At 73.0% G+C, this 26278-nt stretch carries 23 protein-coding genes; 11 read left to right on the top strand and 12 right to left on the bottom strand.

Annotation, left to right across the window (positions count from 1 at the left end; translation table 11 throughout):
* The first annotated feature begins 216 nt into the window (after positions 1-216).
* From Athai_RS12655 to Athai_RS12635, 4 genes are all read left to right on the top strand, one after another.
* Positions 217-1839 carry a hypothetical protein gene (locus Athai_RS12655; RefSeq protein WP_203961675.1) on the top strand — a complete coding sequence of 541 codons (1623 nt, stop codon included), beginning with the start codon at positions 217-219 and terminating at the stop codon, positions 1837-1839.
* A 43-nt stretch (positions 1840-1882) separates the two neighbouring features.
* Positions 1883-2797: a GNAT family N-acetyltransferase gene (locus Athai_RS34100; RefSeq protein WP_239156894.1), complete on the top strand. Its 915-nt coding sequence runs from the start codon at positions 1883-1885 to the stop codon at positions 2795-2797.
* 72 nt (positions 2798-2869) lie between these two features.
* Positions 2870-4792 (top strand): translational GTPase TypA, encoded by a 1923-nt coding sequence (typA, locus tag Athai_RS12640; protein ID WP_203961674.1) that lies wholly within the window; start codon positions 2870-2872, stop codon positions 4790-4792.
* 230 nt (positions 4793-5022) lie between these two features.
* Positions 5023-5859, top strand: a complete 837-nt coding sequence (locus Athai_RS12635) for a serine hydrolase (protein ID WP_203961673.1) — start codon at positions 5023-5025, stop codon at positions 5857-5859.
* Between the two features lie 31 nt (positions 5860-5890).
* On the opposite strand, the gene Athai_RS12630 is transcribed toward Athai_RS12635, so the two are convergent.
* Both Athai_RS12630 and Athai_RS12625 read right to left on the bottom strand, forming a co-directional pair.
* Positions 5891-6601, bottom strand: coding sequence for a YqeB family protein (locus Athai_RS12630; protein ID WP_203961672.1), 711 nt, complete (start codon positions 6599-6601; stop codon positions 5891-5893).
* Positions 6598-7269, bottom strand: a complete 672-nt coding sequence (locus Athai_RS12625; protein WP_203961671.1) for a TetR/AcrR family transcriptional regulator — start codon at positions 7267-7269, stop codon at positions 6598-6600. Before Athai_RS12625 ends, Athai_RS12630 begins: the two co-directional genes overlap by 4 nt.
* 175 nt (positions 7270-7444) lie before the next feature.
* Between Athai_RS12625 and Athai_RS12620 the strand changes: the two genes are divergently transcribed.
* Both Athai_RS12620 and Athai_RS12615 read left to right on the top strand, forming a co-directional pair.
* Complete coding sequence (locus Athai_RS12620; RefSeq protein WP_203961670.1) at positions 7445-8542, top strand: mandelate racemase/muconate lactonizing enzyme family protein; 1098 nt, start codon at positions 7445-7447, stop codon at positions 8540-8542.
* A 274-nt stretch (positions 8543-8816) separates the two neighbouring features.
* Positions 8817-9683: a C40 family peptidase gene (locus Athai_RS12615; RefSeq protein ID WP_239156893.1), complete on the top strand. Its 867-nt coding sequence runs from the start codon at positions 8817-8819 to the stop codon at positions 9681-9683.
* An 82-nt stretch (positions 9684-9765) separates the two neighbouring features.
* Here the strand turns inward: Athai_RS12615 and Athai_RS12610 are convergent, their stop codons facing one another.
* On the bottom strand, positions 9766-10758 hold the full coding sequence (locus Athai_RS12610; protein ID WP_420829777.1) for a TerC family protein: 993 nt from the start codon (positions 10756-10758) through the stop codon (positions 9766-9768).
* A gap of 281 nt (positions 10759-11039) precedes the next feature.
* Here Athai_RS12610 and Athai_RS12605 point away from each other — a divergent pair, with 281 nt between their 5' ends.
* Positions 11040-11330 (top strand): antibiotic biosynthesis monooxygenase family protein, encoded by a 291-nt coding sequence (locus Athai_RS12605; RefSeq protein ID WP_203961668.1) that lies wholly within the window; start codon positions 11040-11042, stop codon positions 11328-11330.
* A 52-nt stretch (positions 11331-11382) separates the two neighbouring features.
* Here Athai_RS12605 and Athai_RS12600 read toward each other — a convergent pair whose 3' ends face one another.
* From Athai_RS12600 to Athai_RS12560, 9 genes are all read right to left on the bottom strand, one after another.
* Positions 11383-11754, bottom strand: a complete 372-nt coding sequence (locus Athai_RS12600) for a hypothetical protein (RefSeq protein ID WP_203961667.1) — start codon at positions 11752-11754, stop codon at positions 11383-11385.
* A 12-nt stretch (positions 11755-11766) separates the two neighbouring features.
* Positions 11767-13878: an excinuclease ABC subunit UvrB gene (gene uvrB / locus Athai_RS12595; RefSeq protein WP_203961666.1), complete on the bottom strand. Its 2112-nt coding sequence runs from the start codon at positions 13876-13878 to the stop codon at positions 11767-11769.
* A gap of 407 nt (positions 13879-14285) precedes the next feature.
* Entirely contained in the window at positions 14286-14891 is a 606-nt protein-coding gene (locus tag Athai_RS12590) for a response regulator transcription factor (RefSeq protein WP_203961665.1), read from the bottom strand.
* Entirely contained in the window at positions 14888-16045 is a 1158-nt protein-coding gene (locus Athai_RS12585) for a sensor histidine kinase (protein ID WP_203961664.1), read from the bottom strand. The genes Athai_RS12590 and Athai_RS12585 overlap by 4 nt, the downstream gene beginning before the upstream one ends.
* Positions 16046-16146: 101 nt before the next feature.
* Positions 16147-16863 carry an ABC transporter permease gene (locus tag Athai_RS12580; RefSeq protein WP_203961663.1) on the bottom strand — a complete coding sequence of 239 codons (717 nt, stop codon included), beginning with the start codon at positions 16861-16863 and terminating at the stop codon, positions 16147-16149.
* Entirely contained in the window at positions 16863-17780 is a 918-nt protein-coding gene (locus Athai_RS12575) for an ABC transporter ATP-binding protein (protein WP_239156891.1), read from the bottom strand. Before Athai_RS12575 ends, Athai_RS12580 begins: the two co-directional genes overlap by 1 nt.
* A gap of 108 nt (positions 17781-17888) precedes the next feature.
* Positions 17889-19088, bottom strand: coding sequence for a dephospho-CoA kinase (gene coaE / locus Athai_RS12570; protein WP_203961661.1), 1200 nt, complete (start codon positions 19086-19088; stop codon positions 17889-17891).
* Positions 19089-19196: 108 nt separating this feature from the next.
* Complete coding sequence (gene rpsA / locus Athai_RS12565) at positions 19197-20726, bottom strand: 30S ribosomal protein S1 (RefSeq protein ID WP_203961660.1); 1530 nt, start codon at positions 20724-20726, stop codon at positions 19197-19199.
* Between the two features lie 308 nt (positions 20727-21034).
* Positions 21035-22270, bottom strand: coding sequence for an SGNH/GDSL hydrolase family protein (locus tag Athai_RS12560; RefSeq protein WP_203961659.1), 1236 nt, complete (start codon positions 22268-22270; stop codon positions 21035-21037).
* Between the two features lie 93 nt (positions 22271-22363).
* On the opposite strand from Athai_RS12560, the gene Athai_RS12555 reads away from it, so the two are divergent.
* The 4 genes from Athai_RS12555 to Athai_RS12545 all read left to right on the top strand — a co-directional run bounded on the left by Athai_RS12555 (position 22364) and on the right by Athai_RS12545 (position 26241).
* Complete coding sequence (locus Athai_RS12555; RefSeq protein ID WP_203961658.1) at positions 22364-23158, top strand: class I SAM-dependent methyltransferase; 795 nt, start codon at positions 22364-22366, stop codon at positions 23156-23158.
* Positions 23159-23254: 96 nt separating this feature from the next.
* Complete coding sequence (locus Athai_RS34770; protein WP_275422427.1) at positions 23255-23977, top strand: MFS transporter; 723 nt, start codon at positions 23255-23257, stop codon at positions 23975-23977.
* Positions 23893-25254, top strand: coding sequence for an MFS transporter (locus Athai_RS12550; RefSeq protein ID WP_275422426.1), 1362 nt, complete (start codon positions 23893-23895; stop codon positions 25252-25254). The genes Athai_RS34770 and Athai_RS12550 overlap by 85 nt, the downstream gene beginning before the upstream one ends.
* A gap of 159 nt (positions 25255-25413) precedes the next feature.
* A complete protein-coding gene (locus Athai_RS12545) occupies positions 25414-26241 on the top strand; it encodes a M55 family metallopeptidase (protein WP_203961657.1) in 828 nt (275 codons plus the stop codon).
* The last annotated feature ends 37 nt before the right edge of the window (positions 26242-26278 follow it).

Below are 26278 nucleotides of genomic sequence, written 5' to 3'. Positions count from 1 at the left end.
CTGACCGGCTCCCACACCGACCACCCCGCCAGGCGCTGCTGCGACACCTGGACGGCCAGGTCGTACACGATGCTGCCGAGCAGCGGTCGTAACGGTGGATCGTCGCCGCCGACCAGCGTCGACAGCGCCTCCACCGCCGGTCCACCGCAGCCGGATCGGATGCCCCGGACACCGATGCCCGGAAACGTCCCGGTCGGCACCGGTTACTGTGCCCGGGTGGCTTTGGTCTCCACCCCCCTCGGCGGTTCCGGCCCCCTCGGCGGCTCCGGCGCCCCGGACGGCTCCGACCCTCCGGCAGGCCCGGGCCGGGCGCCGGTCGCGACCTACGCGGCGCTCGCCGCCGCGCTGCTGACGTTGCTGGCAGTCACCTCGACGCACGGCGAGTGGGTTTCCGACTCCTGGATCCACGCCGGGACCCTCGTGGAGGTCGCCAGGCATCCGCTGCATCCGGTCGAGCCGCTGACCGGCGAGCACGTGCCGTTCGCCTACTTCTCGCCGTGGGCGATGACGCTGGGGTGGTCGATGCACCTGACCGGCTGGTCGGTCTGGGTGGTGCTGACCATCGGTGGGCTGGCCGGCACGGCGCTGCTGCTGCTCTGCTGGTACCGGCTGGTGCGGGCGCTGACGCCGGCCCGGTGGGCGCCGGTGCTGGCGCTGCCGCTGATGCTGCTGCTGTGGGGCGCCGGGGTGTGGTTCTGGTCCGGCTTCCCGGCGCTGGGGGCGTTGAGTGTCGGGTTCGCCTGGCCGAGCGTGTTCGCGGCGGCGTGCTGGTTCGAGACCTGGCGGACCGCAGTGCGCGTGGACCGGGTCGGCCGGCTGCACCTGCTCGCCGTCTTTCTCGTACTGCCCGGGCTGATGCTGCTGGTCCACCCGTTCACCGCGCTGGTCGCCGGCATCTCGGTGCTGATCACGCTCGCCGGGCAGGTCCGGCGGCGTTCGGTGGCGGTACCGATCGCGACGGCCTCCTCGGTCGGGTCCGGGCTGCTGGCACTCGCCTGGCCATGGATCAGCCTGCCGGCGATGTTCGGCGACCAGGCACAGTTCGACGACATCCACCACGCGCTCTACCAGCAACCGGTGATCAAGTGGGCGTTGCTGCCGTTGGTCGTGCCGGCGCTGGCCGTCCGGGTGGTCCGGGACCGGCGCGATCCGCTGTTCTGGACGGCCGTGGTGTGCGGGGCCGGCTGCGCCGTCGGGGGCCTCACCGGCGCCTGGTCGCTGGGCCGGCTCGGCCCAGGGGTCGCGCTGCCCGGTCAGGCCGCCCTCGCCATCGTGCTCGCGGAGGGGTGGCGGCATCGTGCCGCGCTGCACCGGTGGCGACGCACCGGCCTCGCGGTACTCGCCGCGGCCAGCTGTGTGGCGCTCGTGGTCGGCGGGTACGCCAACGCCTGGGCGCTGGCCCGCGCGGTGCCGGGCGAGCCGCGCCGGGCCCGAGCCGAGGCGGCGACCGGCGCGCAGGCACCGTACCCGCGGTTGGGGTGGATCGCCGGCCACGTGCGGGCCGGCGACACCGCGGTGGCGAACTTCTGGTACTCGCGGCGAGAACTGCCGGCCTACGGACTGCGGTCGGTGCGGACCCAGTGGCCGTCGCCGGCGGTACCGGACGAGGCGCGCCGCGCCGCCGACGAGGACCGCATCCTCGGCTGGCGACCGGCGACCCCCGCACAGCGCAGGGCGCTGCTCGCCCGGTACCGGGTGCGCTGGATCGTGTGGCGGCCGAGCGGGCACACCCCGGTGTGGCCCTACCCCGGTGCCCGACTGGTGGGCTGCGGCCCGGACGGCACGGCACTGTTGCGCGTCGACCCGCACCAGCGGGCCCGACCGCACGGCTGCCGATGAGCCGGCCCGCGGCACGTCCGGCCACGGCTCGTATGGTGGCCCGGTGCGGATCGACGCGCCGACACCGGCGGACCTCGGACGGATCCTCGCCGACCACGACCGGTACTGGCCTGGGCGGGACCTGCGGTCGCTGCACCACCCGATGTACTGCCGGCAGTTCGCCGACACCAGCCTGGTCGCTCGGGCAGACGGCATCGCGGGCTACCTGTTCGGGTTCGTCGCGCCCACCGGCGAGGGCTACGTGCACCTGGTCGCGGTGCGCGACGACGCCCGCGGTTCCGGCCTCGGCCGCACCCTGTACCAGCGGTTCGGTGACCTCGCCGCCGGGCGCGGCGCCGACCGGCTGACCGCGATCACCGCGCCGGGAAACGCCGGCTCGATCGCGTTCCACCGCGCGCTCGGATTCGTCGCCGAGACGGTCGCCGACTACTCCGGCCCCGGCGCCGACCGGGTCGTCCTGCGGGCCCCGCTGCTTCACGGCCGGCCGGCCGGCAGTGCGGTCCGGATCGAGCCGGCGACGGCGGCGGACGCCGGCGAGGTGCTCACCGTGCAGCGGGCGGCGTTCGTCACCGAGGCGCTCGCGTACGGGGCGGCGATCCCGCCGGTGCGGGAGACGGTCGCCGACCTCGACTCGGCGATCGCCGCGGGCCGGGTGCTGGTGGCCCGGGACGGTGGCCGGGTGGTCGGCGCGGTGCGGGTCACCGTGCTGGGCGCGGAGGCCGAGGTCGGGCGGTTGGCGGTGGCACCGGACCGGCAGGGTGAGGGGCTGGGCGGCCGGCTGTTGGCCGCGGCGGAGGAGCACGCCGGGCCGGTCGAGCGGTACGTGCTGTTCGCCGGGCACCGCAGCGAGCGCAACCTGGCGCTGTACCGGCGGCGCGGTTACCGCGAGACGCACCGCACCGTGGACCCGGTCGGCGTGCCGGTGGTGCATCTGGCCAAATCCCGCCATACCGGCTGATTGCACCGAGCCCGCCGCCCGGTTGTCCTCCCCGCCGCACCGGGGCCGGGCGGGGCACGGGAGGATGGTGGCATGGCAGTCCGCACCGACCTCCGCAATGTCGCGATCATCGCGCACGTCGACCATGGCAAGACGACCCTCGTGGACGCGATGCTCAGGCAGTCCGGCGCGTTCGGCGCGCACCTGTCCGCGCACGAAGCCGAGGACCGGGTCATGGACTCGATGGACCTCGAACGCGAAAAGGGCATCACGATCCTCGCCAAGAACACGGCCGTGCACTACAACCCGCCGGCCGGTGGCTCTCCGGATCCCGACTCGCCGGCCCGGCCCGCCGGCGACGACTCGCGGCCCGGACCCGTGACGATCAACATCGTCGACACCCCGGGCCACGCCGACTTCGGCGGCGAGGTGGAACGCGGGCTGTCCATGGTGGACGGTGTGGTGCTGCTGGTGGACGCCAGCGAGGGCCCGCTGCCGCAGACCCGGTTCGTGCTGCGCAAGGCGCTCACGGCCAAGCTGCCGGTGGTGCTGGTGATCAACAAGGTGGACCGCTCGGACGCCCGGATCGCGGAGGTCGTCGACGCCACGTACGAGCTGTTCTTCGACCTGGACGCGACCGACGAGCAGATCGACTTCCCGATCGTGTACGCGTCGGCCAAGGCCGGCAAGGCGTCCCTGGAGCGCCCGGCCGACGGCGGCCTGCCCGACTCCCCCGACCTGGAACCGCTGTTTCGCACCATCCTCGGGACGGTCCCGGCCCCCGAGTACACCGAGGGCGCGCCGCTGCAGGCGCACGTGACGAACCTGGACGCCTCGCCGTTCCTCGGCCGCATCGCGCTGTGCCGGGTGCACCAGGGCACGATCCGCAAGGGCCAGTCGGCGGCGTGGTGCCGGCACGACGGCACGATCGAGCGGGTGCGCATCTCGGAACTGCTGATGACCGAGGCGCTGGAGCGCAAGCCGGCCGAGCAGGCCGGACCGGGCGACATCATCGCGATCGCCGGCATCTCCGAGATCATGATCGGCGACACCCTGGCCGACCCGGAGGATCCGAAGCCGCTGCCGCTGATCACCGTGGACGAGCCGGCGATCTCGATGGTCATCGGCACCAACACCTCGCCGCTGGTGGGCCGGGTCAAGGGTGCCAAGGTGACCGCCCGACTGGTCAAGGACCGGCTGGACCGCGAGCTGGTCGGTAACGTGTCGCTGCGGGTACTGCCGACCGAGCGGCCGGACGCCTGGGAGGTGCAGGGCCGCGGTGAGCTGGCCCTGGCCGTCCTGGTCGAGATGATGCGCCGGGAGGGCTACGAGCTGACCGTGGGCAAGCCGCAGGTCGTCACCCACACCATCGACGGCAAGTTGCACGAGCCGACCGAGCGGCTCACCGTCGACTGCCCGGAGGAGTACCTGGGCGCCGTCAGCCAGCTGCTCAACATCCGCAAGGGCCGGATGGAGAACCTGGTCAACCACGGCACCGGCTGGATCCGGATGGAGTGGATCGTGCCGTCCCGGGCGCTGATCGGGTTCCGCACCGAGTTCCTCACCGAGACGCACGGCACCGGCATCGCGCACCACGTGTTCGAGGGGTACGAGCCGTGGTTCGGCGAGTTGCGCACCCGCCCGACCGGCTCGCTGGTGGCCGACCGGGCCGGGGTGGCCGTCGCGTACGCGATGTTCAACCTGCAGGAGCGCGGCACCCTGTTCGTCGAGCCGACCACCGAGGTGTACGAGGGCATGATCGTCGGCGAGAACTCGCGCGCCGACGACATGGACGTGAACATCACCAAGGAGAAGAAGCTCACCAACATGCGCTCCTCCACCGGTGACGAGCTGGAGCGGCTGGTGCCGCCGCGCAAGCTGTCGCTGGAGCAGGCGCTGGAGTTCTGCCGCGGCGACGAGTGCGTCGAGGTCACACCGGAGACGGTTCGGATCCGCAAGGTGGTGCTCTCGGCCGCCGAGCGGGGTCGCGCCCGCGGTCGCGCCAACCGCGGCTGACCGCGCCGCCCGGGCGCCCACCGCGGCCCACGCGCCGGTGCCCGGGCGACGTCGAGCCCGGCGGTACCCGGAGGCGCGCCGGCGCGATGCCTCCCGGAGGCGCAGCAGCGCGATGCCTCCCGGAGGCGCAGCAGCGCGATGGCGCCCGGAGGCGCAGCGGCGCGATGGCGCCCCGCGGCGCGGCGGTGCCCGGGCGGCGCGGTGATCTCGGTGCCGTTAACCTCGGCGGTATGACCGCCTCGCACCTGCCCGCGCTGACCGACACACTCGACGCGGCGGGCGGCACCGTCTCGGTGTACGTCGGGCCGCTGGCCGGCCCGCCGGTGTTCACCCGGCTGCCGGACGAGCGACACTACGCCGCCAGCACGATGAAGGCGGCGGTGCTCGCCACCGCGTACCGGCTGGTCGAGGCCGACGCCGTCGACCTCGACGAGGACCTCGCGGTGCACGACGAGTTCACCTCGGCGGCGCCCGACGGCGGCCGGTTCGCGATGCGCCACTCGTACGACAACGACGACGAGGTGTGGGCGAGGCTCGGTGCGACCGCGCCGCTGCGCTGGCTGCTGCGGCGCATGATCGTCCGCTCCTCGAACCTCGCCACGAACCTGGTGCTGGAACGCATCGGCACCCAGGCGATCGCGCACACCCTGCGCGACGCCGGCGCGACCCGGATGGTGGTGTGCCGCGGAATCGAGGACGCCGCCGCGGCCGCCGCCGGGCTGGACAACCTGGTCACCGCCGGCGACCTGGCCCGGCTGCTCGCCGCGATCGCGGACCACCGGATCGCGGCCCCGGCGTACTGCGACGAGATGCTGGCGATCCTGCTCGACCAGGAGTGCACCGAAGATCTGGCCGCCGGCCTGCCGGCGGGTACCCGGATCGCGCACAAGAACGGCTGGGTGGAGCGGATCCGGCACGGCGTCGGCGTGGTGCTGCCGGACGACGCCCCGCCGTACGCGATCGCGGTGTGCACCACCACCGACCTGCCCGACGCCGAGGCGTGCGCCCTGCTGGCCCGGGTCTCGGCCGCGGCATGGGCCGACCGGCACGACATCGGCCGGGGCTGAGTCCTGCCCGGGCGGCGCTCTTTCGGTCGGGTCAGTCCGGTACCGGGGAGCGGCGCGGCGGGCTCAGCCGGTAGTGCTGCCGCCCGTCCCGGTCGCTGACCACCACGCCGAGCGCGGCCAGTTCGGTCCGCAGTTCGGCGGCGTCGTCCGCGTCCTTGCCCACGACGCCCGCTCGGGCCGTCAGCAGTGCGTCGGCCGCGGCCGGCAGCTCGGGCAGCCCGGGCACCCAACGCCGGTACTGCTCGCTGTGCGGGTCGCCGTCGGGGTGCCACGGGTAGCCGTGCCGGACGAACGCCGCGCCCAGCTTCCCGGCGTCCAGATCCACGCTCTGCCGGGCCAGCTCCTCGGTGCCGGCGCCGAGCAGCACCAGATCGCCGTCGGCCACGAAGACCGCGCCGATTTCGGCCCGCCGCACCGTGCGTACCGCCTTGTCCCGGGTGATCGTGACCGCCGCGTCGCTGACTCGTACCGCGACCTCCTCGGCGGCGGCGACCAGCGCCAGCAGCAGCCCCACCAGCACGCCCAGCAGCACCGCGCCGATCGTCGTGTACGGCTCGGGAAGCCGCGCGACCAGTCGGAACGGGCCTTGCAGTGGCGCCCACGGCAGGCCGGCGACGGCCGGCGCGAGCAGGTTGACCGCCTCGGCCACCGCGGCGGCGAGCACCGGCAGCCCGACCGCGAGCAGCAGCCGTTCGCCGGTGGAGCGGGCCACCAGGGTGCCGTCGTGGGGGTCGGTGGTCATCGGGAGGTCTCCTTCGCTCGCGCGTCGTGGCAACGGCCGCCGGCCCGACCCGCCGCAGCGGTACGCCCGGGCGCGGGGGCGGCGATGCCGGTCAGCCAGCCGACGATGGTGTGCAGTTCGGCGGTCTGCAGGGTGGCGTCGAAGCCGTCCTCACCCGCGGACAGGTAGCTCGCGTCGATCACCATCTGGATCCAGCCGGCGGCGCGCTCCGGTTCGAACGCGAGCCGATGGCCGGCGCCGGCCAGCCGGGTCAGCAGCGTGGTCAGGGCGGCGCGGGTCGCGGCGTCGTCGGCGCCGATCATCGCGGCGAACTCGGGATCCTCGTTGACCTGCAGCACCAGCACCGCGGCGAGCCCGGGGGCGAGCGGGTCGGCCAGCTCCGCGATCAGGTGTGTCACCAGTCGGTGCAGGCCCGCCGCCGGGTCCGGGTCGGCGAGTGCGGCGACCCGCGTCTCCTGGTTGCCGGGCAGGTCGGCGGCGAACAGCGCGTGCACCAGCTCCCGCTTGGTCGCGAAGTAGTGAAACAGCGTGCCGGAGCCGATGCCGGCCCGGCGACAGATGCTCGCGGTGGAGCTGCCGGCGACGCCGTGCTCGGCGAACTCGGCCGCCGCCGCGGCGAGGATCTGCGCGCGCCGCCGGGCGTGCTGCTCGGGGTCGACGGTGCGCATGGCGGCAGTCTAGCGCATTGTTGGAGTACGCGCTCCACTAAACGGCCCGGCGTTCCCGGTCGGCCCGGGCCGACACGACCGACCCGGCCCCGCCACCGCGACCACCCGGGGCCACCCGCTGGTGCCCGGTGGCGAGGTGGTTGGCGGTACCGCCGCGCCGGGTAGGGTGCGGGTCGTGCCGATCATCGACGTGACCACCCAGGTGGTCTCCGCTCCCCTGCACACCCCGTTCGTGACCGCGCTGCGGCGCACCACCACCACCGACACGGTGGTGGTGACGGTCACCGACACCGACGGGCACCGCGGGTACGGCGAGGCGCCGCAGGTGTGGAAGGTGACCGGCGAGTCACTGGCCGGCGCCCGCGCCTGCATCGACGGCCCGCTGCGCGCGGCGGTGCTCGGCCGCGACCCGGACGACCTGCAGGCACTGCTCCGCGCGGTGCGCGGGGCCGCGGTGGCCAACCACGGCGCCAAGGGTGCCGTGGACGTGGCGCTGCACGACCTCGCCGCCCGCCGCGCCGGGCTGCCGCTGGCCCGCTACCTGGGCGGCGCGGCCGACACGGTGCGCACCGACGTGACGCTGTCGGTGGACGAGCCGGAGCGGCTGGCCACCGCGGCGCGAGCCCGGGTCGCCGACGGGTTCGACGTCCTCAAGATCAAGGTCGGTACCGACCCGGTCGGCGACGTCGCCCGGATCACGGCGATCCGCGCGGCGGTCGGCCCGGACGTGCAGATCCGGCTGGACGCCAACCAGGGCTGGACCCCCCGCCAGGCGGTCCGCGCGATCCGGGCCATGGAGGACTCCGGCGCCGGCATCGAGCTGGTCGAGCAACCGGTCGCCGGTCACGACATCGCCGGCCTCGCACACGTCACCGCGCACGTCGACACCCCGACCCTCGCCGACGAGGCGGTGTACGGGGTGCGTGACCTGCTCGCCGTCATCCAGCAGCGCGCCGCGGACATGGTCAACGTGAAGCTGGCCAAGAGCGCCGGGCTCGGCCCGGCCCGTACCCTGCTGGAACTCGCCGCCGCCGCCGGCGTCGGAACCATGGTCGGTTCGATGATGGAGACGCACGTCGGGCTCGGCGCGGCGGCCAGCCTGGTCGCCGCGTACGGCACCACCGCGGTCAGCGACCTGGACGCCGCCTGGTGGATCTCCGACACCCCGGTGGTCGGCGGTATCCGGTACGACGGGGCGACCGTGCTGCTGCCCGATGCGCCCGGTCTTGGCATAGAAGGCGTGGTCGATCCGCCGATGCACACCGAACCGTGACGGTCACGCAACCGGCCCGGTGCGGTACGAACCGGGCCGGTTCCGTATCCTCGTAGCCCACAGGTACCGCGGGGTGGACGCCGGTGGGGTCCACGGGGGAGGTGCACCGCGGGCCGTCTCGCGCGTCGTCAGCCGCACGGCCCCAACGCCACCTGTCCATGCACACCGGCGCATCGGTAAGGGGGCTGAAAGACTCGTGAGCGGCAGGATCTTCGCACAGCGGACCGCGCCGACGGCCGGACGGACAGCGACCGTCGCGGTGTCGGTGGCGACAGTGTGGACCAGACCGGAGGCGGCCCGCGCGATCGACGCGCCGGCCGTCGCCGACGTCCCGGACGTCCGCCGCTGGGTCGCCTCGATGAGCAAGCAGCAGCTGCTCGATCTCGACGGCCGTACCCTCACCCAGCTGCTGCTCGGCGAGCAGGTGCTGGTCGAGGAGGTGGCCGGCGACTGGACCCGGGTGATCGCCACGGCGCAGCCGGCCGGCAAGCTCGACGCCCGCGGCTACCCCGGCGTGGTGCGCACCGCGCACCTGACCGGTGGCGAGCCGCCGCAGGGCGTACGGGAGGTCGTGGTCGATGCGACCGCCACCGCGCTGTGCGACGAACCCAACGGCGACGTGCTGCTGCCCGGCGTCGTGATCGGTACCCGCCTCGCGGTGGCCGGTGACCGGGAACGCGGCTGGTTGCCGGTGCTGGTGCCGGCCGCCGCCGGGCCGCTGTGGGTGCGGGAGGCCGACGTCGCCGCCGCCCCGACCGGTACCCCGTCGGCGAAGGACCTACTCGCGGTCGCCGAGCGGCTGCGCGACGTGCCGTACGTGTGGGGCGGCCTGTCCGCCTACGGCATCGACTGCTCCGGGCTGGTGCACCTCGCGCACCGGCGGCTGGGCGTCACGGTGCCGCGCGACGCGGACGACCAGTCGGCCGTCGGCGAGCAGATCGAGCTCGGCCACGAGCAGCCCGGCGACCTGTACTTCTTCGCTCGCGACGGCAAGTCGCCGCACCATGTCGGGCTGGCCGCCGGGCCGGACCGCCAGATGCTGCACGCCTCGGGTCAGGAGGCGGCCGGCAAGGTCGTCAACGAGCCGATGACCGAGGACCGCAGCGCCACCCTGGTCGCCGCCCGCCGCACGCTGAGCTGACCGGCCGGCAGACCGGGAGGCTCCCGGCCCACCGCCGCGCCGGCCGGATCAACGGCCGGCGTGCCGGGGTGCGCCGGCCCGGTCAACGGTCGGCGTGCGCGGTGCGCCGCGCCTCCACCCGGGTCCTGAGCAGGCTGGCCACGGTGGTGACCGCAAGCGCGCCGACCACCACCGTCAACGACAGCCAGGTCGGTACCTCCGGTACCGACTCGAACGGCGCGCCACCGTGCACGAACGGCACGTCGTTCTGGTGCACCGCCTCCAGGATCAGCTTCACGCCGATGAAGCCGAGGATGATGCCGAGCCCGTAGTTGAGGTAGACCAACCGCTCCATCAGCCCGCCGAGCAGGAAGTACAGCTGGCGCAGGCCCATCAGTGCGAACACGTTCGCGGCGAACACCAGGTAGGCCTGCTTGGTGATGCCGAAGATCGCCGGGATCGAGTCGAGCGCGAACAGCAGGTCGGTGGTGCCGATGGTCAGAATGACGATCAGCATCGGCGTGAACAGCCGCCGGCCCTGCTTGACCACCGTCATGCTGCCGTCGTGAAAGTCCTTCGACAGCGGCAGGGCCCGGCTCGCCCAGCGCACCAGCGCGTTCTCCTTGAAGTCCTCCGGGTCCTCCTCGTGCGTGGCCGTCTTCACCGCGGTGTAGATCAGGAACGCGCCGAAGATGTAGAAAACCCAGGAAAACCGGTCGATCACGGCGGCGCCGGCAGCGATGAACGCACCCCGCATGACCAACGCGATCACGATCCCGATCAGCAGCACCTTCTGCTGCAACCGACGGGGCACCGCGAACCGGGACATGATGATCATGAAGATGAACAGGTTGTCCACCGAGAGGCTGTACTCGGTGATCCACCCGGTGAAGAACTCGGTCGCCGGATCGGCACCGGCGAGCAGAAACAGCCCGAGACCGAACAGGCCGGCCAACCCGACGTAGAACACGACCCACAGGGCGCATTCACGCAACGAAGGCACATGCGGGCGCCGGCCGACGATTGCCAGATCCGCCACCAGGATCGCAAGCAGCCCCACGATCGTTGCTGCCCAGACCCAGTCATGCACCACCACGGTGTGGCCCCTCCGGTAGAAACGACGATCTACCGGAGGTCTCTTCCACCGTGGCGCGTCGTGCGGCCACAGCCACCGGTCCCGGGGCGCCACGGCCGCAGCCGCAGCGCGCCGTGTTGACGGAACCGGCGCGTCGGGAGTACTCCCCTCCTTACGTCCATTCTCACCCCGGCACCCCGCCGCCGCGAGCCGGGGTGACCCAGTTCGCAACACCTTTTTTGCCCGGACGGCCCGCCGACCCCGAGGCATCCACGGCGCCCCCGCTCGGCATACTGGCCGGCATGGTGCTGGAGGTAGGGCTGATCGACGTCACCACGGGCAGCGAGGACGACTTCGCCACCGCGTACCGCACGGCGCGCGAGCTGTTGACCGACACGCCCGGCTGCCGGTCGGTGCGGATGACCCGCGGAGTGGAGAGCCCGTCCCGGTTCGTGCTGCTCGTCGAGTGGGACTCGGTCGAGGCGCACGAGAAGAACTTCCGCGCCAGCGACCGGTTCGCCCGGTGGCGCGGCCTGATCGGGCCCTACTTCGCACAGCCGCCCCGAGTGGAGCACTTCACCGACCTGGCCTGACCGGCCCCGGGCAGCCACCGCCGGATCGGTCCGCGCGCCGGCGGGCGCACGATCAGGTCGGGCTCATCCGGAACATCGAGCCGACGTCGAACAGGGTGTCGATCCGCTCGCTGAGGCCGGCACGCTCGTCGCCCCAGACCCGCATCAGCACGTCGCCGTCGGAGGCCCGCGCCATCACCACGACCAGCCGAGCCACACCACCCAGGATCGGATGCGTGTACCACGAGCCGGTGGCGTCGTCGGTGTCCTGCAACGCCTGCTCGGCCGCCGACCACTCGGCCGGGTCGAAGCCGCTGCCCGCGTACATGGTGAGCAGCTCCAGCAACGGCCGGACGTTACCGGCCGGTAGCCGGCCGCCGCCGAGCAGCATCATGTCCTCGGCGTCCGGGGGCACTGGCGAACCGGTGTGGCGCCCGACGGTCATCAGCGGTCCACCTCACTTCACGCCGGCGGCGTCCATACCGCGCAGCTCCTTCTTCAACTCCGCTATCTCATCACGGATTCGCGCCGCGAGCTCGAACTGCAACTCCCGGGCCGCCGCGAGCATCTGGTCGTTGAGCTGCTGGATCAGGTCGGCCAGCTCGGCGCGGGCCATCCCGGCGCCGGTCGGCTCGGCCGAACCGGCCCGGGACCGGTTGCGGCTGCGCGCCTCCGGCACCGGCGCCTTGCCCCGCGACTGCTGCCGGCCACCGCCGCCGACCAACGACTCGGCGTCGTCGGCGGCGCGGTAGATGTCGTCGAGGATGTCGCCGATCTTCTTCCGCAGCGGCTGCGGGTCGATGCCGTGCTCGGCGTTGTACGCGACCTGCTTCTCCCGCCGCCGGTCGGTCTCCTCCAGCGCGTGCCGCATCGACGGGGTGATCGCGTCCGCGTACATGATGACCTGGCCGGAGACGTTCCGGGCGGCACGGCCGATGGTCTGGATCAGGCTGGTGCCCGAGCGCAGGAACCCCTCCTTGTCCGCGTCCAGGATCGCCACCAGCGACACCTCCGGCAGGTCGAGCCCCTCCCGCAGCAGGTTGATGCCGACCAGCACGTCGTACTCGCCCTGGCGCAGCTCGCGCAGCAGCTCCACCCGGCGCAGGGTGTCCACCTCCGAATGCAGGTAGCGCACCCGGATGTTGTGCTCCAGCAGGTAGTCGGTGAGGTCCTCGGCCATCTTCTTGGTCAGCGTGGTGACCAGCACCCGCTCGTCTCGCTCGGTGCGCTCGTTGATCTGCGCCATCAGGTCGTCGATCTGCCCCTTGGTGGGCAGCACCACCACCTGCGGGTCGACCAGGCCGGTCGGGCGGATCACCTGCTCGACGAACTCGCCGCCGGAACGCTCCAGCTCCCACGGGCCCGGGGTGGCCGACATGTACACCGTCTGGCCGACCCGTTCGGAGAACTCGTCGAACCGCAGCGGCCGGTTGTCGGCGGCCGACGGCAGCCGGAACCCGTGCTCGATCAGGGTGCGCTTGCGCGACGCGTCGCCCTCGTACATCCCACCGATCTGCGGAACGGTGTTGTGCGACTCGTCGATGATGGTCAGGAAGTCGTCCGGGAAGTAGTCGAGCAGGGTGTGCGGCGGGGTGCCCGGGGCCCGGCCGTCGAAGTGCATCGAGTAGTTCTCGATGCCGGAGCAGAAGCCCACCTGGCGCATCATCTCGATGTCGTACTGGGTGCGCATCCGCAGCCGCTGCGACTCCAGCAGCTTGCCCTGCCGGTCCAACTCGGCCAGCCGCTCACCCAACTCCGTCTCGATGTCGCGGATGGCCCGCTCCATCCGCTCCGGACCGGCCACGTAGTGGCTGGCCGGGAAGATCATCAGATCGTCCGCCTCCCGGATGACCTCACCGGTCAGCGGATGCAGGTAGTACATCTTCTCGACCTCGTCGCCGAAGAACTCGATCCGCACCGCGAGCTCCTCGTACGCCGGGATGATCTCCAGGGTGTCCCCGCGGACCCGGAACGTGCCGCGGGCGAACGCCACGTCGTTGCGGGTGTACTGGTCGTCGACCAGGCGGCGCAGCAGCGCGTCCCGGTCGTACTCGGTGCCGACGGTCAACCGCACCGCCCGCTCGATGTACTCCTGCGGGGTGCCCAGGCCGTAGATCGCCGAGACCGTCGCGACCACCACGGTGTCCGAACGGGTCAGCAGGTTCATCGTCGCGGCGTGCCGCAGCCGGTCGACCTCCTCGTTGATCGAGGAATCCTTCTCGATGTAGGTGTCGGTCTGCGGGATGTACGCCTCGGGCTGGTAGTAGTCGTAGTAGCTGACGAAGTAACCGACCGCGTTGTTCGGCAGCAGCTCGCCCAGCTCCTTCGCCAGCTGCGCGCAGAGCGTCTTGTTCGGCGCGAGCACCAGGGTCGGCCGCTGCAGCCGCTCGATCAGCCAGGCGGCCGTGGCGCTCTTGCCGGTGCCGGTGGCGCCGAGCAGCACCGTGTGCCGCTCCCCCGACTTGATCCGCCGCTCCAGGCCGTCGATCGCGGCGGGCTGGTCGCCAGCGGGCTGGTAGTCGCTGATCACCTGGAAGGCGCCCTCGCGACGGGGGATCTCACGCGTCATGGGTCCCAGGCTACGACGGGCCACCGACAGTTCGCGGCGCCCGACGCGAGCCGGCCGACCGGCCTGGTCGGCTGGGCCGAAACCGGCACGAATCTCGCCGTTCGGCCACTCGGCCGGAACGGGTTGTGTGGTCCACCCCACCGGTCTACCGTTCGTGGCAGCAGGCCGCTTGCGGCACCGACCGGAGAAGACGAGCGAGGCCGATCCACTCACGGTCTCGTACCGCATCTCCGGCGCGGGGGTTGCAGCCCCGGCCACGGCCGGTGAGGCGCGCCCGAGGCAGGTCGGGGGTTGAGTCCGACCGCCCACCGCAAGCGACCTGCCCGGCGAGGCTCCGGTCGCGAGGCCGGGGCCTCGCCGCGCGAGCACCCCCCGGCGCCCACCGCGAACGCGCCGTCCGGCCCGAGTCAGAGCCAGCCGTTGTCGCGGGCGATCCGGGCCGCCTCGGTCCGGTTGCGGGCACCGGTCTTGCCGATCGCGCTGGACAGGTAGTTGCGCACGGTGCCGCCGGACAGCGCCAGCACCGTGGCGATCTCGGCCACCGAGGCGCCGTCGGCACCGGCGGCGAGCACGTCGCGTTCGCGTTCGGTCAGCGGGCTCGGCCCGGCACCGAGAGAGGCGACCGCGAGCGCCGGGTCCAGCACCACCTCGCCGGCGGCGACCCGGCGGATCGCGGCGGCCAGCTCGGCCGGTGGGGAGTCCTTGACCACGAACCCGCGGGCCCCGGCGTCCATCGCCCGGCGCAGGTAGCCGGGCCGGCCGAAGGTGGTCAGGATCAGCGCCCGTACCTCCGGTACCGCGGCGCGCAGCTGCTCGGTCGCCTCGATCCCGGACAGGCCCGGCATCTCGATGTCCAGCAGCGCCACGTCGGGCCGGTGCTCGCGGGCCGCGGCGACCGCGGCCTCGCCGTCGGCCGCCTCGGCCACCACCGTCAGGTCCGGTTCCAGGCCCAGCAGGGCCGACAGCGCGCCGCGTACCAGGTGCTGATCCTCGGCCAGCAGGATCCGGATCATGCGGCTCCGGCGGCGGCCGGGACCCGGTCACCCGGCGCCGCGGCGGGCAGCTCGGCGCGCAGCCGGTACCAGCCGTCGACCCGTTCGGTGCGCACCACGCCGCCGAGCGCGGTGACCCGCTCGCGCAGCCCGGTCAGCCCGTTGCCGTACGGGGAGGTGGCGTCACCGCGCCCGTCGTCGGCGACCTCGACCACGACCGGGTCGGCGGAGCGGACCACGATCCGGACGGTACCGGCGCGGGAGTGCCGGACCACGTTCGTCACACCCTCCCGGACCACCCAGCCCGCCACGTCGGCGAGCCGGCCGGGCACCTCGGCGGCCTCCGGAGCCGACAGCACGCAGCCGATGCCGGCCGCCGCGAGCAGTGCCTGCGCGGTGGACAGCTCCCCGGTCAGCGAGGTGTCCCGGAAGCCCGACACGGTCGCCCGGACCTCCTCCAGCGCCTCCCGGGCGAGCCGGCCGGCCTCCGCGCTCTGCTGCCTGGCCCGCTCCGGATCGGACCCGGCCAGCCGGCCGGCCAGGTCGGACAGCAGCGCCACCGCCGCCAGCCGCTGACCGAGCACGTCGTGCAGGTCCCGGGCGATGCGCAGCCGTTCCTCGCTGACCGCCAGCCGGGCCATCTCGGCGCGGGCCCGGCGCAGCTGCACCATGGTGCGCAGCAACCAGAAGAACATCGAGGTGAACAGCGCCACCGCGGCGACCGACGCGAGGTAACCGATCAGCCCGCTGCCGCGGTCGCCGTACCCGATGGCCACCACCGTGGTCACCACCAGCGTGCCGACCTGGCTGGGGATCCACCATCGCGGCGGCAGTTGCCCGGGCAGGATGGCGACCAGGTAGTACGGGAACGCGTAGCGCCATTGCGACCCGATCGGGATCATCAGCAGCGCGCCGACCGCGACGAGTCCGACCAGTGCGTACGGCGCGGCGAGCCGGAACGGACGGCACATCCCGACGTGGATCAACCGGACGAACAGCACCACGTACGCCGCCAGTCCGACCGCGGCGAACAGCACCATCGACCGGCTCGGCCGCTCGGCGGCGACCGCGACGCAGACCGGGATCAGGTAGCCGAGCCAGCCACAGGTCAGCAGGGTCGCCACCCGGCGGCGGCGCGGCGTCCAGTCGAAGTCGTCCTGCGTCACATCTGACATGGTGCCTCACTCCCTCACCCGCCCGCGGCGCCGGACGCTGCGGACCGGTCGCCGGGCCACGGTCGCCCGGCCAGCACCGCCCGGCGAAGCAACCGGCCCGGTCAGGACGCCTTCCGGAACCGCCAGCCGGCCAGCCCGAGCAGCGCCACCAGCCAGGCCGCGAACCACAGCGCTCCGCCGCCGAACGGCTGATGCCCGTCGAGCACCCGCCAGCTCAGCTCACCGGCCCGGTACGACGGGAGCACCCGGGCGATGTCGGCCAGCCAGTGCGGGAAGACCTGGACCGGCATCCACAGCCCACCGCCGATGGACAGCACGAACAGCAGCGCCACCGACACCCCGCTCGCGACCTCGTCGCGCAGGCTGTACCCGATCGCCACGCCCAGCGCGATGAACGGGACCGTGGCGAGCCACAGCAGCGGTACCAGGGCCAGCCAGGTACCGACCGGCAGCCGTACCCCGTTGACCACGAAGCCGCACGCCATCACCAGCAGGATCACCGGCAGCGTCAGCAGGATGGAGGCACCGAGCTTGATGCCCAGGTAGCCGATCGGCCGCAGCGGGGTCAGCGCGAGCGTCCGGGTCCACCCGCGGGTCCGCTCGGTCGCGATCCGGGCGCTGACCCCCGTCAGCCCGGCGCCCATCGCCCCGTACAGCGCCATCGACACCATGTACTGCGCGGACCAGTCCTGGCCGGCGTCGCCGCGGAAGACCTGGGTGAACAGCAGGTAGAAGCCGACCGGGAAACAGATCGTGTAGGCGAGGAACGGCACGTTGCGCAGCGTCCGCCGGATCTCCATGACCAGGTAACGCCCCATCACGCCACCTCCGCCGGTGCCTCGGGTCGGGTCAGGGCGAGGAACGCGTCGGTCAGCGCGGCCGCCGCGACCTCGAAGTCGCGTGCCTGCGGGTAGCCGGTCACCAGTGCGCGCAGCGTCGCGTCCGAGTCGGTGGTACGCACCAGGACCGCCTCCCCGTGCACCTCGACACCGGCCGCGCCGGGCAGGTCGGACAGCGCCGCCGGGTCGGCGCCGGGCAGCGTGCACCGTACGTTGCGGGCCGCCGCCATCGCCCGGATCCCGGTCGTCGGGCCGTCGGCGACCACCCGGCCGCGATCGATCAGGACGATCCGGTCCGCGGTCTCGTCCGCCTCCTCCAGATAGTGCGTGCTGAACAGCACGGTGCGGCCGGCCGCCGCGATGCCCCGCACCGCGGTCCAGAAGTCGCGCCGGGACCCCACGTCCAACCCCGCGGTCGGCTCGTCCAGTACCAGCAGGCTCGGGTCGCCGAGCAGCGCCAGCGCGAACCGGACCCGCTGGGCCTGCCCGCCGGACAGCCGGTCGGTGCGACGCTTCATCAGGTCCGCGACCCCGGCGGTCTCGGCGACCTGTCCGATCGGCAGCGGATGCGGCTGCAGCGCCGCGATCGCGGTGAGCAGCTCGCCGACCCGGGCACCCGGGATCAGTTCACCGGTCTGCAGCACGGCACCGACCGAACCGGCATCGAGCGCCGCCCGCGGGCTGGCGCCGAACAGTTCGGCCCGGCCGGCGTCCGGCGACCGCAGTCCCAGCATGATGTCGACGGTGGTGGACTTGCCCGCCCCGTTGGGGCCGAGCAGCGCCACCACCTCGCCGGCGCCGATGGTCAGGTCGATGCCGGCCACGGCGGTCACGTCGCCGTACCGCTTGCGGATGCCGCGCAGCGACACGGCATCGGGATTCTTCGCCTCGGTCACCAGTACAGGGTCCCGAGGACCGGAACGCGCCGGTAGTGCCGTTCGAGCAGCGTTCCGCCATGACATTCGTCAGCACCGGGTGCGGCACGTCACCGCATGCAATGCTACCTAGGTAGCTGGGCTCTTGGCGGGACGCCAGTCGGTGTCGCTCACCCAGCGGTCCAGCCGCGGCAGCGCCGCGTCGAACCACGGACCCTTCAGCTCCGCGTACGCGGACGTCGTCGGATCCGAGGCGGACAGCCGACGCTTCAACGCCGCGTAGTCCTCCCGCATCGCCGGCACCGCCCGCAGCCAGTCCCGGAAGGCCAGCGCGTACCGCCAGGCCGGACTCGCCACCGTCCGCACGTGCAGCTGCACCAGCCGACCCGGGTCCGCCGACCCATGGAACCGCTTCACCAGGACGGACTCCGGCGCACCAGCCGGCGGCGGGTCGTCCCACCAGTCCCCGCCGTACCGGGGCAGGCCGATACCGGCCAGCGGCTCCGCCAGCGCGTCCGCCGCGGCCAGATCCGGCACCACCAGCTGCAGATCCAGGATGTCCTTGGCCGGCAGGCCCGGCACCGAGGTCGATCCGACGTGGTCCAGCCGCAGGAACCGGTCGCCCAGCGCGTGCCGGATCCGCCCCGCGATCCGCGCGTACTGCGCCGGCCAGCTCGGGTCCGGAGCGGCGATGTGCAGTTCCTCCGGCCGCCGGACCGGCCGCCGCTGCCGCACGTTGCGTTCGTAGCCCAGCAGTCGCCCGGACCACAGCTCGTCGACCGCGGCGGCGAGCTCCGAGCGGGTACCGGAGTTGTGCACGACCACGTCGGCGGCGGCGCGGCGGCGCTCGTCGCTGGCCTGCGCGGCAACCCTGGCCTGCGCGTCGGCCTCGCTCATCCCCCGCGCGACCAGCCGCTCCCGCCGCAGTGCCGGGTCCGCCTCGACCACCACGACCAGGTGGAAGGTCGGGGTCAGCCCCACTTCCACCAACAGCGGCACGTCGTCGACCACCACCGCGTCGTCCGGCGCGGCGGCCACCAGTTCGTCGGAGCGGGCCCGCACCAGCGGATGCACGATCGCCTCCAGCCGGCCCCGGGCCGCCGGGTCGGCGAACACGATCCGGGCCATCCGAGCCCGGTCCAGCCCCTGCGCGCCGACGATGTCCGGGCCGAACGCGGCCTCCACCGCGGCGAGCCCCGCCGTCCCGGGGGCGACCACCTCGCGGGCCAGCACGTCCGAGTCGACCAGCACCGCGCCGCGCGCCACCAGCAGGCTGGCCACCTCGCTCTTGCCGGCACCGATTCCGCCGGTCAATCCCACTCGAAGCACGGCGCAAGTCTGCCAGCCAGCGCCGTCGTGGCCGGAGCGGGTACGACGACGCCCCGCCGGGCGAACCCGGCGGGGCGTCGTGGTGCTATCCGATCTGGCGGAGTCCGGTCAGGAACCGCCGGCCAGCTTCTCCCGCAGTGCGGCCAGCGCCTCGTCGGTGGCCAGCGTGCCGGCCGGCTCCTGCCCGCCGCCGCTGGCGGCCGGCGCCGACTGGGTCTGCCCGCCGCCGGAGCTGACCGGTGCGCCACCGGCCGGTGCCTCGGCAGCCGCGGCGGCCTCGGCCTCGCGCGACTCGGTGATCTGCTTCATGTGCTGCTCGAACCGGGTGTGCGCCTCGGCGTACTCCCGCTCCCAGGCCTCGCGCTGGCTGTCGTAGCCCTCCAGCCACTCGCCGGTCTCCGGGTCGAAGCCCTCGGGGTACTTGTAGTTGCCCTCGGCGTCGTACTCGGCGGCCATGCCGTACAGCGTGGGGTCGAAGTGCTCCTCGCCGGTGTCGGCGAAGCCCTCGTTGGCCTGCTTGAGCGACAGCGAGATCCGGCGGCGCTCCAGGTCGATGTCGATGACCTTGACCATGACCTCCTTGCCCACGGTCACGACCTGCTCGGGCACCTCGACGTGCCGCTCGGCCAGCTCGGAGATGTGCACCAGGCCCTCGATGCCGTCGTCGACGCGCACGAACGCACCGAACGGAACCAGCTTCGTGACCTTGCCCGGCACGATCTGGCCGATCTGGTGGGTCCGGGCGAACTGACGCCACGGGTCCTCCTGGGTCGCCTTGAGCGACAGCGACACGCGCTCGCGCTCCAGGTCGACGTCCAGCACCTCGACCTCGACCTCCTGGCCGACCTCGACGACCTCGGACGGGTGGTCGATGTGCTTCCAGGACAGCTCGGAGACGTGCACCAGGCCGTCCACGCCGCCCAGGTCGACGAACGCGCCGAAGTTGACGATCGAGGACACGACGCCCTTGCGGACCTGCCCCTTCGCCAGCTTGTTGAGGAACTCGGTGCGCACCTCGGACTGGGTCTGCTCCAGCCAGGCACGGCGGGACAGGACCACGTTGTTGCGGTTCTTGTCCAGCTCGATGATCTTCGCCTCGAGCTCGCGCCCCACGTACGGCTGGAGGTCGCGCACCCGGCGCATCTCCACCAGCGAGGCCGGCAGGAAGCCGCGCAGCCCGATGTCGAGGATCAGGCCGCCCTTGACCACCTCGATGACGGTGCCGCGCACGACGCCGTCCTCGTCCTTGATCTTCTCGATCGTGCCCCAGGCCCGCTCGTACTGAGCGCGCTTCTTGGACAGGATCAGGCGGCCTTCCTTGTCCTCCTTCTGGAGAACCAGGGCCTCGATGTGGTCACCGACGGACACGACCTCGTGTGGATCGACGTCGTGCTTGATCGACAGCTCGCGCGAGGGGATGACGCCCTCGGTCTTGTAGCCGATGTCGAGCAGGACCTCGTCCCGGTCGACCTTGACGACGGTACCTTCGACGATGTCGCCGTCATTGAAATACTTGATCGTCTCGTCGATGGCCGCGAGGAAAGCTTCCTCGGAGCCGAGGTCGTCAACGGCGATCTGGTTGCCGGCGGCCTTGCTGGCCGCGGCGATGTTCGAGGTGGCCTCGACACTGCTCGTCATGTGGGAGAGTGCTCCGTCGGTGGATGATCTTCTCGGTCTGCGCGCGGCGGGATCAGCTCACCCGGGCGGTGGCAGCAGCCGTGGAGAAGATCATGATGACGAGGATCCCCTGTTGTGACCACCGGACCGGCTCCGGATGATGGCGGGTCTGCTCCCTGCTGAGACACGCAGACCCCGAGCGCACCGGCAAGCCTACCGTGCGCCATACCATAAGGTCCAACCCTCCCCCAAACCACGGCGGTACGCCGCGCGTCGGCGCCCGATACCTACCGGTTGGCGGTTTTTGCCGGCTGGGCGCGCCGTCCGGGCTACAGGACGGTGAGGTCCACGGTGGCGGCGAGAGCCGCGTAGCCGGCGTCGCCGGGGTGCAGGTGGTCACCCGAGTCGTACTCGGTGGTGAGCCGGCTCGGATCGGCCGGGTCGCGCAGCGCCGCGTCGGCATCCAGCACCGCGTCGAACACCCCGCTGGTGCGGATCCAGGAGTTGACCGCGACCCGGACCGCGTCACCGGCCGGCGTCCAGGCCCGGGCACCGGCGTAGGGCAGCAGGGTGCTGCCGACCACCCGCACGCCGCGGGCGTGCAGCGTGGCCACCATCGTGCGGTAGCCGGCGATCAGCGCGGCCGCGGTGACCCCGCGGTCGAACTGGATGTCGTTGATGCCCTCCAGCACGATCACCGTGCGCACCCCGAGGCCGGCCGGGACGTCCGTGCCGAGTCGGGTCAGCGCCGACACGCCGGAGTCGGGTGGGCCGTCGCGCACCAGCCGGTTGCCGGCGATACCGGCGTCGAGCACCGCGTGCCGGCGGCCGGGCGGCCGGCCGGCCAGCCGGTCGGCGAGCAGGTCCGGCCAGCGCCGGTTGGCGTCGGTGCTGGAGCCGGTCCCGTCGGTGATCGAGTCACCCCACGCGACCACGGTGCCGGTCGCGTCGGCGGTGCGCACGTCGACCCCGTCCAGCAGGTACCAGTGGGTGGTGGTGTGCCGGAATGGAGCGGCACCGGCGGTGCTGGCGTCCCCACCGGCGAGGTAGTTGGTCTGATGGGCCGACGGGTGGTAGCTGACCGCCACCCGGGCACGGCGCGGCAGGTAGAGGCTGACCAGCAGGTCGCGACCGCCGGTCACGGTCAGCGGCACCGGGTCGGAGGCGACCGCCGCGCCGGCCGGCACCCGTACCGTCCGGACACCGGCGAAGGTGACCTCGCGCAGCAGGGCCGGTGCGGCGGTCGCGCCGGGCTGCGCCGGCAACGCCACGGTGACATGCCCGATCGTCACGGCCCGCTTCCCGTACGTGTTGGCCAGCCGGATGCGCACCGCGGTGCCACCGACGCTGAGGTGCACCACGTTGCGCAGCGTGCAGTGCCCGCACGGCAGCCGGTCCGCGGTCGCCTGCGCGGTACCCCAGCCGCCCAGCCAGTGCCCGGTCCGGGCCGGCGTCGACCGCCGGTGCTCCAGCCCGGCCCGCCGGACGAGCACCGCCGGGGTCACCACCAGCGCCGTCAGTACGACGGCGAGCAGGGCGGCGGGCAGCAGCCGACGCGAACCCATCCGGGGTCCTCCAGCGGTGAAACGAGGGGTGTCGCATCCAGGCTAAGCCGGGTCCGCACCGGATCCACACCGCCGTGGCTCTACCGTGATGAGATGCCGCATGATCGGGTCGCCCGTCGCTCGCTGGACAGCGCCGCCACCCGCCGGGCCGCGCGGCACTGGTGGGACTCCGACGCCGACGCCTACCAACGCGAGCATGGTGGGTTCCTGGGCGACGCGGACTTCGTCTGGTGCCCGGAGGGGCTGCGGGAGGCCGATGCCGGGCTGCTCGGCGACGTGTCCGGCCGGCGCGTCCTCGAACTGGGTTGCGGCGCCGCCTCCTGCTCGCGGTGGCTGGCCCGGCAGGGTGCGCGGCCGGTCGCGTTCGACCTGTCCGCGCGGATGCTCGCGCAGGCCCGCGCGGGCGCGCGTCGGTGCGGTACCAGCGTGCCGTTGGTGCAGGCCGACGCGCTGGCCCTGCCGTTCGCCGACGGCGCGTTCGACCTCGCGGTGACCGCGTTCGGGGCGATCCCGTTCGTGGCCGACTCGGCCCGGCTGATGCGGGAGGCGCACCGGGTGCTGGTACCCGGCGGCCGGTTCGTGTTCGCGGTGACCCATCCGATGCGGTGGATCTTCCTGGACGACCCGGGCGAACGCGGCCTGGTGGCGGTGCACTCGTACTTCGACCGCACCCCGTACGTGGAGTACGACGAGCACGGTGTGCCCAGCTATGCCGAGCAACACCGCACCCTCGGCGACCGGATCCGGGAACTGGTCGGCGCCGGCTTCGTGCTCGACGACCTGATCGAGCCGGAGTGGCCGGACGGCCACGAACAGCTCTGGGGCCAGTGGAGCCCGCTGCGCGGCCGTCTGTTCCCGGGTACCGCGATCTACCTCGCGCACCGCTGAGCCCGCCGCACGGGCCTCACCCGGCGGCGGGCGAGGACCGGCGGAGGTTCGGCCGATTCCGCCCGGTACGACCGGCCCCGTCGTTACCGTGAGCGCGTGACTGCCGAGAGTGCGACAGCAGCAGACGCCGGGCCGGTCGAGGTGACCGGCAGCCGCCGCTGGCTGATCATCAGCGGGCTGCTGGCCTGCATGCTGCTCGCCGCGCTGGACCAGACCATCGTGGCCACCGCGCTACCCACGATCGTCTCCGACCTCGGCGGCGTGGCGCACCTGTCCTGGGTGGTCACCGCGTACCTGCTGGCGGTCACCGCGACCACCCCGCTGTGGGGCAAGCTCGGCGACCTGTTCGGCCGCAAGCGGCTACTGCAGATCGCCGTCACGGTCTTCCTCATCGGCTCCGCCCTCGCCGGTACCAGCCAGGACATGCTGATGCTGATCGCGTTCCGGGCCATTCAGGGGCTCGGCGGCGGCGGGCTGATGGTGCTGTCCCAAGCCACCGTGGCCGACGTGGTACCGCCCCGCGAGCGGGGCCGGTACCAGGGTGTGTTCGGGGCGGTGTTCGGCGCCTCCAGCGTGATCGGGCCGCTGCTGGGCGGCTTCTTCGTCGACAACCTGTCCTGGCGCTGGGTGTTCTACGTCAACCTGCCGATCGGCGCGGCGGCGCTGGTGATCACCGCCCTGGTGCTGCCCGCCGCGTTGCCCGGGCGAAACCGTCGATCGACTACCTGGGCATCGTGCTGGTCGCCGCCGCGGCGGTGGCGCTGGTGCTGTTCACCAGCTGGGGCGGTACCACCTATCCGTGGCTGTCCTGGCAGGTGATCGGCCTCGCCGTGCTCGGGCTGGCGCTGATCGTCGCGTTCGTCGCCGCGGAGCGTCGCGCCGCGGAGCCGGTGATGCCGCTGCGGCTGTTCGCCACCCGGGTGTTCTCCGTCGCCTCGGTGGTCGGCTTCGTGGTCGGCTTCGGCATGTTCGGCGCCATCACCTACCTGCCGATCTACCTGCAGGTGGTGACCGGTGTCGGGCCGACCGAGTCGGGGCTGCGGATGCTGCCGATGATGCTCGGGGTGCTCGTCACCTCGATCGGCAGCGGGCAGCTGATCACTCGCACCGGGCGCTACAAGATCTTCCCGGTCGTCGGCACCGCGGTGATGACGGTCGGGCTGTACCTGCTGTCCCGGATGGACCAGCACACCGGCTTCTGGGCCGCGTCCGGCGCCATGCTGGTGCTCGGCGCCGGCCTCGGCATGGTGATGCAGGTGCTGGTGCTCGCGGTGCAGAACGGCGCCGAGTACCGGGACCTCGGCGCGGCGACCTCCGGCGCCACCTTCTTCCGCTCCATCGGCGGGTCGTTCGGGGTGGCGGTGTTCGGCGCGATCTTCGCCAGCCAGCTGACCACCAACCTGGCCCGCTACCTGCCGCCCGGCGCGCTGCCCGGCAACGCCACGGTGGCCGCCGGCCCGTCCCGCGAGTCGCTGGGCAGGCTGCCCCCGACCATCCTCGACGACGTGGTGCACGCGTACGCGCGGAGCATCCACACCGTGTTCCTGTGGGCGGTGCCCGTCGCGGCGCTGGCGTTCCTGTTGACCTTCCTGCTCCCGGCGGTGCCGCTGCGCAGCACCAGCCGGGCCACCGAGACGGGTACCCCGCCGAGCGGCCGGGACTCCTGGGCCGAACTGGAACGCGCGCTGACCCTGCTGGTGCACCGGCAGGACGCAGTGAAGGTGTACGGCTGGCTGGCCGAGCGCGCCGGCGTACCGGTCGGCCCCGGCGCCTGCTGGCTGCTCGCCTGGCTCGGCCGCAACCCGCCGCCGGCACCGGCCGAGCTGCCGCGCCGGGAGGGCATCGGCGCCGGGCTGGTCACCCAGTGGCTCGGCGAGCTGCGCGACGCCGGGCTGGCCCGCATCGGTACCGCCGTGACGTTGACCCCGGACGGCAGCGACGCGCTGGACCGGCTCGCCCAGGCCCGCTGCGAGGGACTGGAGCGGCTGCTCGACGGGTGGCAGCCCGACCTGCATCCGGACCTGCACGAACGGCTGGTCAAGCTGGCCCGCGAGTTGCTGGGCACCGAACCGGGCCGGGAGGTGCGGTCCGGCTGACGCCGGGCGGCTCGGACACCGGACCGCCCGCGGCCCGGCTGCGGCGCGCGAGGTCGGGTCCGCTGGCGGCTGGTCCTCGGTCGGCCGGCGCCGGCACGTCCGGCACCCTGGCCGGTCGCAGCCCGGCCGGGGCGGCAGACTGGCTGCTCGGAGGTGGTCATGAAGGTATACGTGTCGGTGGACCTGGAGGGTGTCTCGGGCATCGTCGACTGGGCGCAGTGCACCCGCGGCGGCGAGGACTACGAGCTGGGCCGACGGCTCGCGCTGGCCGAGGTGAACGCCGCGATCGAAGGGGCGCAGGCGGCCGGCGCCACCGAGATCCTCGTCAACGACGCGCACTCGGTGATGCGCAACCTCGCCCCGGACCAGCTCGCCGGGCATGCGAGCTACCTGTCCGGCCGGTTCAAGCCGGGCTACATGATGCAGGGCCTCGACGGCAGTTTCGACGCCGTGCTCTACCTCGGCTACCACGCGGCGATGCCGACGGCGGGAATCCTGTCCCACACGTACAATCCGGGCGCGATCCTGGACGTGCGGATCAACGGCACGATGGCCGGCGAGTCCGGGGTGAACGCGCTGGTGGCCCAGCACCACGGCGTGCCGGTCGCGGTGGTCACCGGCGACCAGTACGTCGGGCCGGAGGCGGCACCGTTCTGCCCGGGCATCCGGGCCGCGGTGGTGAAGCAGTCGGTGAGCCGGTCGGCGGCGACCAACCTGCACCCGGAGCGGGCCCGGGCCCTCATCGCCGAGCAGGTCACCGCGGCGTTGCGGGAGCTGGCGGCGCTGACCGCACCGCGCATCGAGCTGCCCGTCACCGTCGAGGTGGACCTGGCCACGCCGGACATGGCCGAGCAGGCGTCCTGGATCCGGTCGGTGCGGCGTACCGGTGGGAACACGGTGCGGTTCACCGACGACGACCCGCTGCGTGCCTTCCGGACGTTCATGACCGTGGTGTTTCTGACCCGCTCGCTGGTCGAGTCGCGCTGAGCGCGCCCCGGTGGCGGAACCGGACGGGCCCCGCCGC

The sequence above is a fragment of the Actinocatenispora thailandica genome, assembly GCF_016865425.1.
In the GTDB taxonomy this organism is placed as follows: domain Bacteria; phylum Actinomycetota; class Actinomycetes; order Mycobacteriales; family Micromonosporaceae; genus Actinocatenispora; species Actinocatenispora thailandica.
The sequence above is the reverse complement of the archived record's forward strand: the minus strand, read 5'-3'. Positions and strand labels throughout refer to the sequence as shown.

Excerpts from the sequence above, each read along its gene's own strand:
- Athai_RS12580 (WP_203961663.1), bottom strand. The coding sequence starts at position 16,863 with ATGGGGCGTTACCTGGTCATGGAGATCCGGCGGACGCTGCGCAACGTG.
- Athai_RS12555 (WP_203961658.1), top strand. The coding sequence starts at position 22,364 with ATGCCGCATGATCGGGTCGCCCGTCGCTCGCTGGACAGCGCCGCCACC.
- Athai_RS12585 (WP_203961664.1), bottom strand. The coding sequence starts at position 16,045 with ATGTCAGATGTGACGCAGGACGACTTCGACTGGACGCCGCGCCGCCGC.
- Athai_RS12605 (WP_203961668.1), top strand. The coding sequence starts at position 11,040 with ATGGTGCTGGAGGTAGGGCTGATCGACGTCACCACGGGCAGCGAGGAC.
- Athai_RS12630 (WP_203961672.1), bottom strand. The coding sequence starts at position 6,601 with ATGACCACCGACCCCCACGACGGCACCCTGGTGGCCCGCTCCACCGGC.
- Athai_RS12635 (WP_203961673.1), top strand. The coding sequence starts at position 5,023 with ATGACCGCCTCGCACCTGCCCGCGCTGACCGACACACTCGACGCGGCG.
- Athai_RS12545 (WP_203961657.1), top strand. The coding sequence starts at position 25,414 with ATGAAGGTATACGTGTCGGTGGACCTGGAGGGTGTCTCGGGCATCGTC.
- rpsA (WP_203961660.1), bottom strand. The coding sequence starts at position 20,726 with ATGACGAGCAGTGTCGAGGCCACCTCGAACATCGCCGCGGCCAGCAAG.
- typA (WP_203961674.1), top strand. The coding sequence starts at position 2,870 with ATGGCAGTCCGCACCGACCTCCGCAATGTCGCGATCATCGCGCACGTC.
- uvrB (WP_203961666.1), bottom strand. The coding sequence starts at position 13,878 with ATGACGCGTGAGATCCCCCGTCGCGAGGGCGCCTTCCAGGTGATCAGC.
- Athai_RS12600 (WP_203961667.1), bottom strand. The coding sequence starts at position 11,754 with ATGACCGTCGGGCGCCACACCGGTTCGCCAGTGCCCCCGGACGCCGAG.
- Athai_RS12625 (WP_203961671.1), bottom strand. The coding sequence starts at position 7,269 with ATGCGCACCGTCGACCCCGAGCAGCACGCCCGGCGGCGCGCGCAGATC.
- Athai_RS12590 (WP_203961665.1), bottom strand. The coding sequence starts at position 14,891 with ATGATCCGGATCCTGCTGGCCGAGGATCAGCACCTGGTACGCGGCGCG.
- Athai_RS12560 (WP_203961659.1), bottom strand. The coding sequence starts at position 22,270 with ATGGGTTCGCGTCGGCTGCTGCCCGCCGCCCTGCTCGCCGTCGTACTG.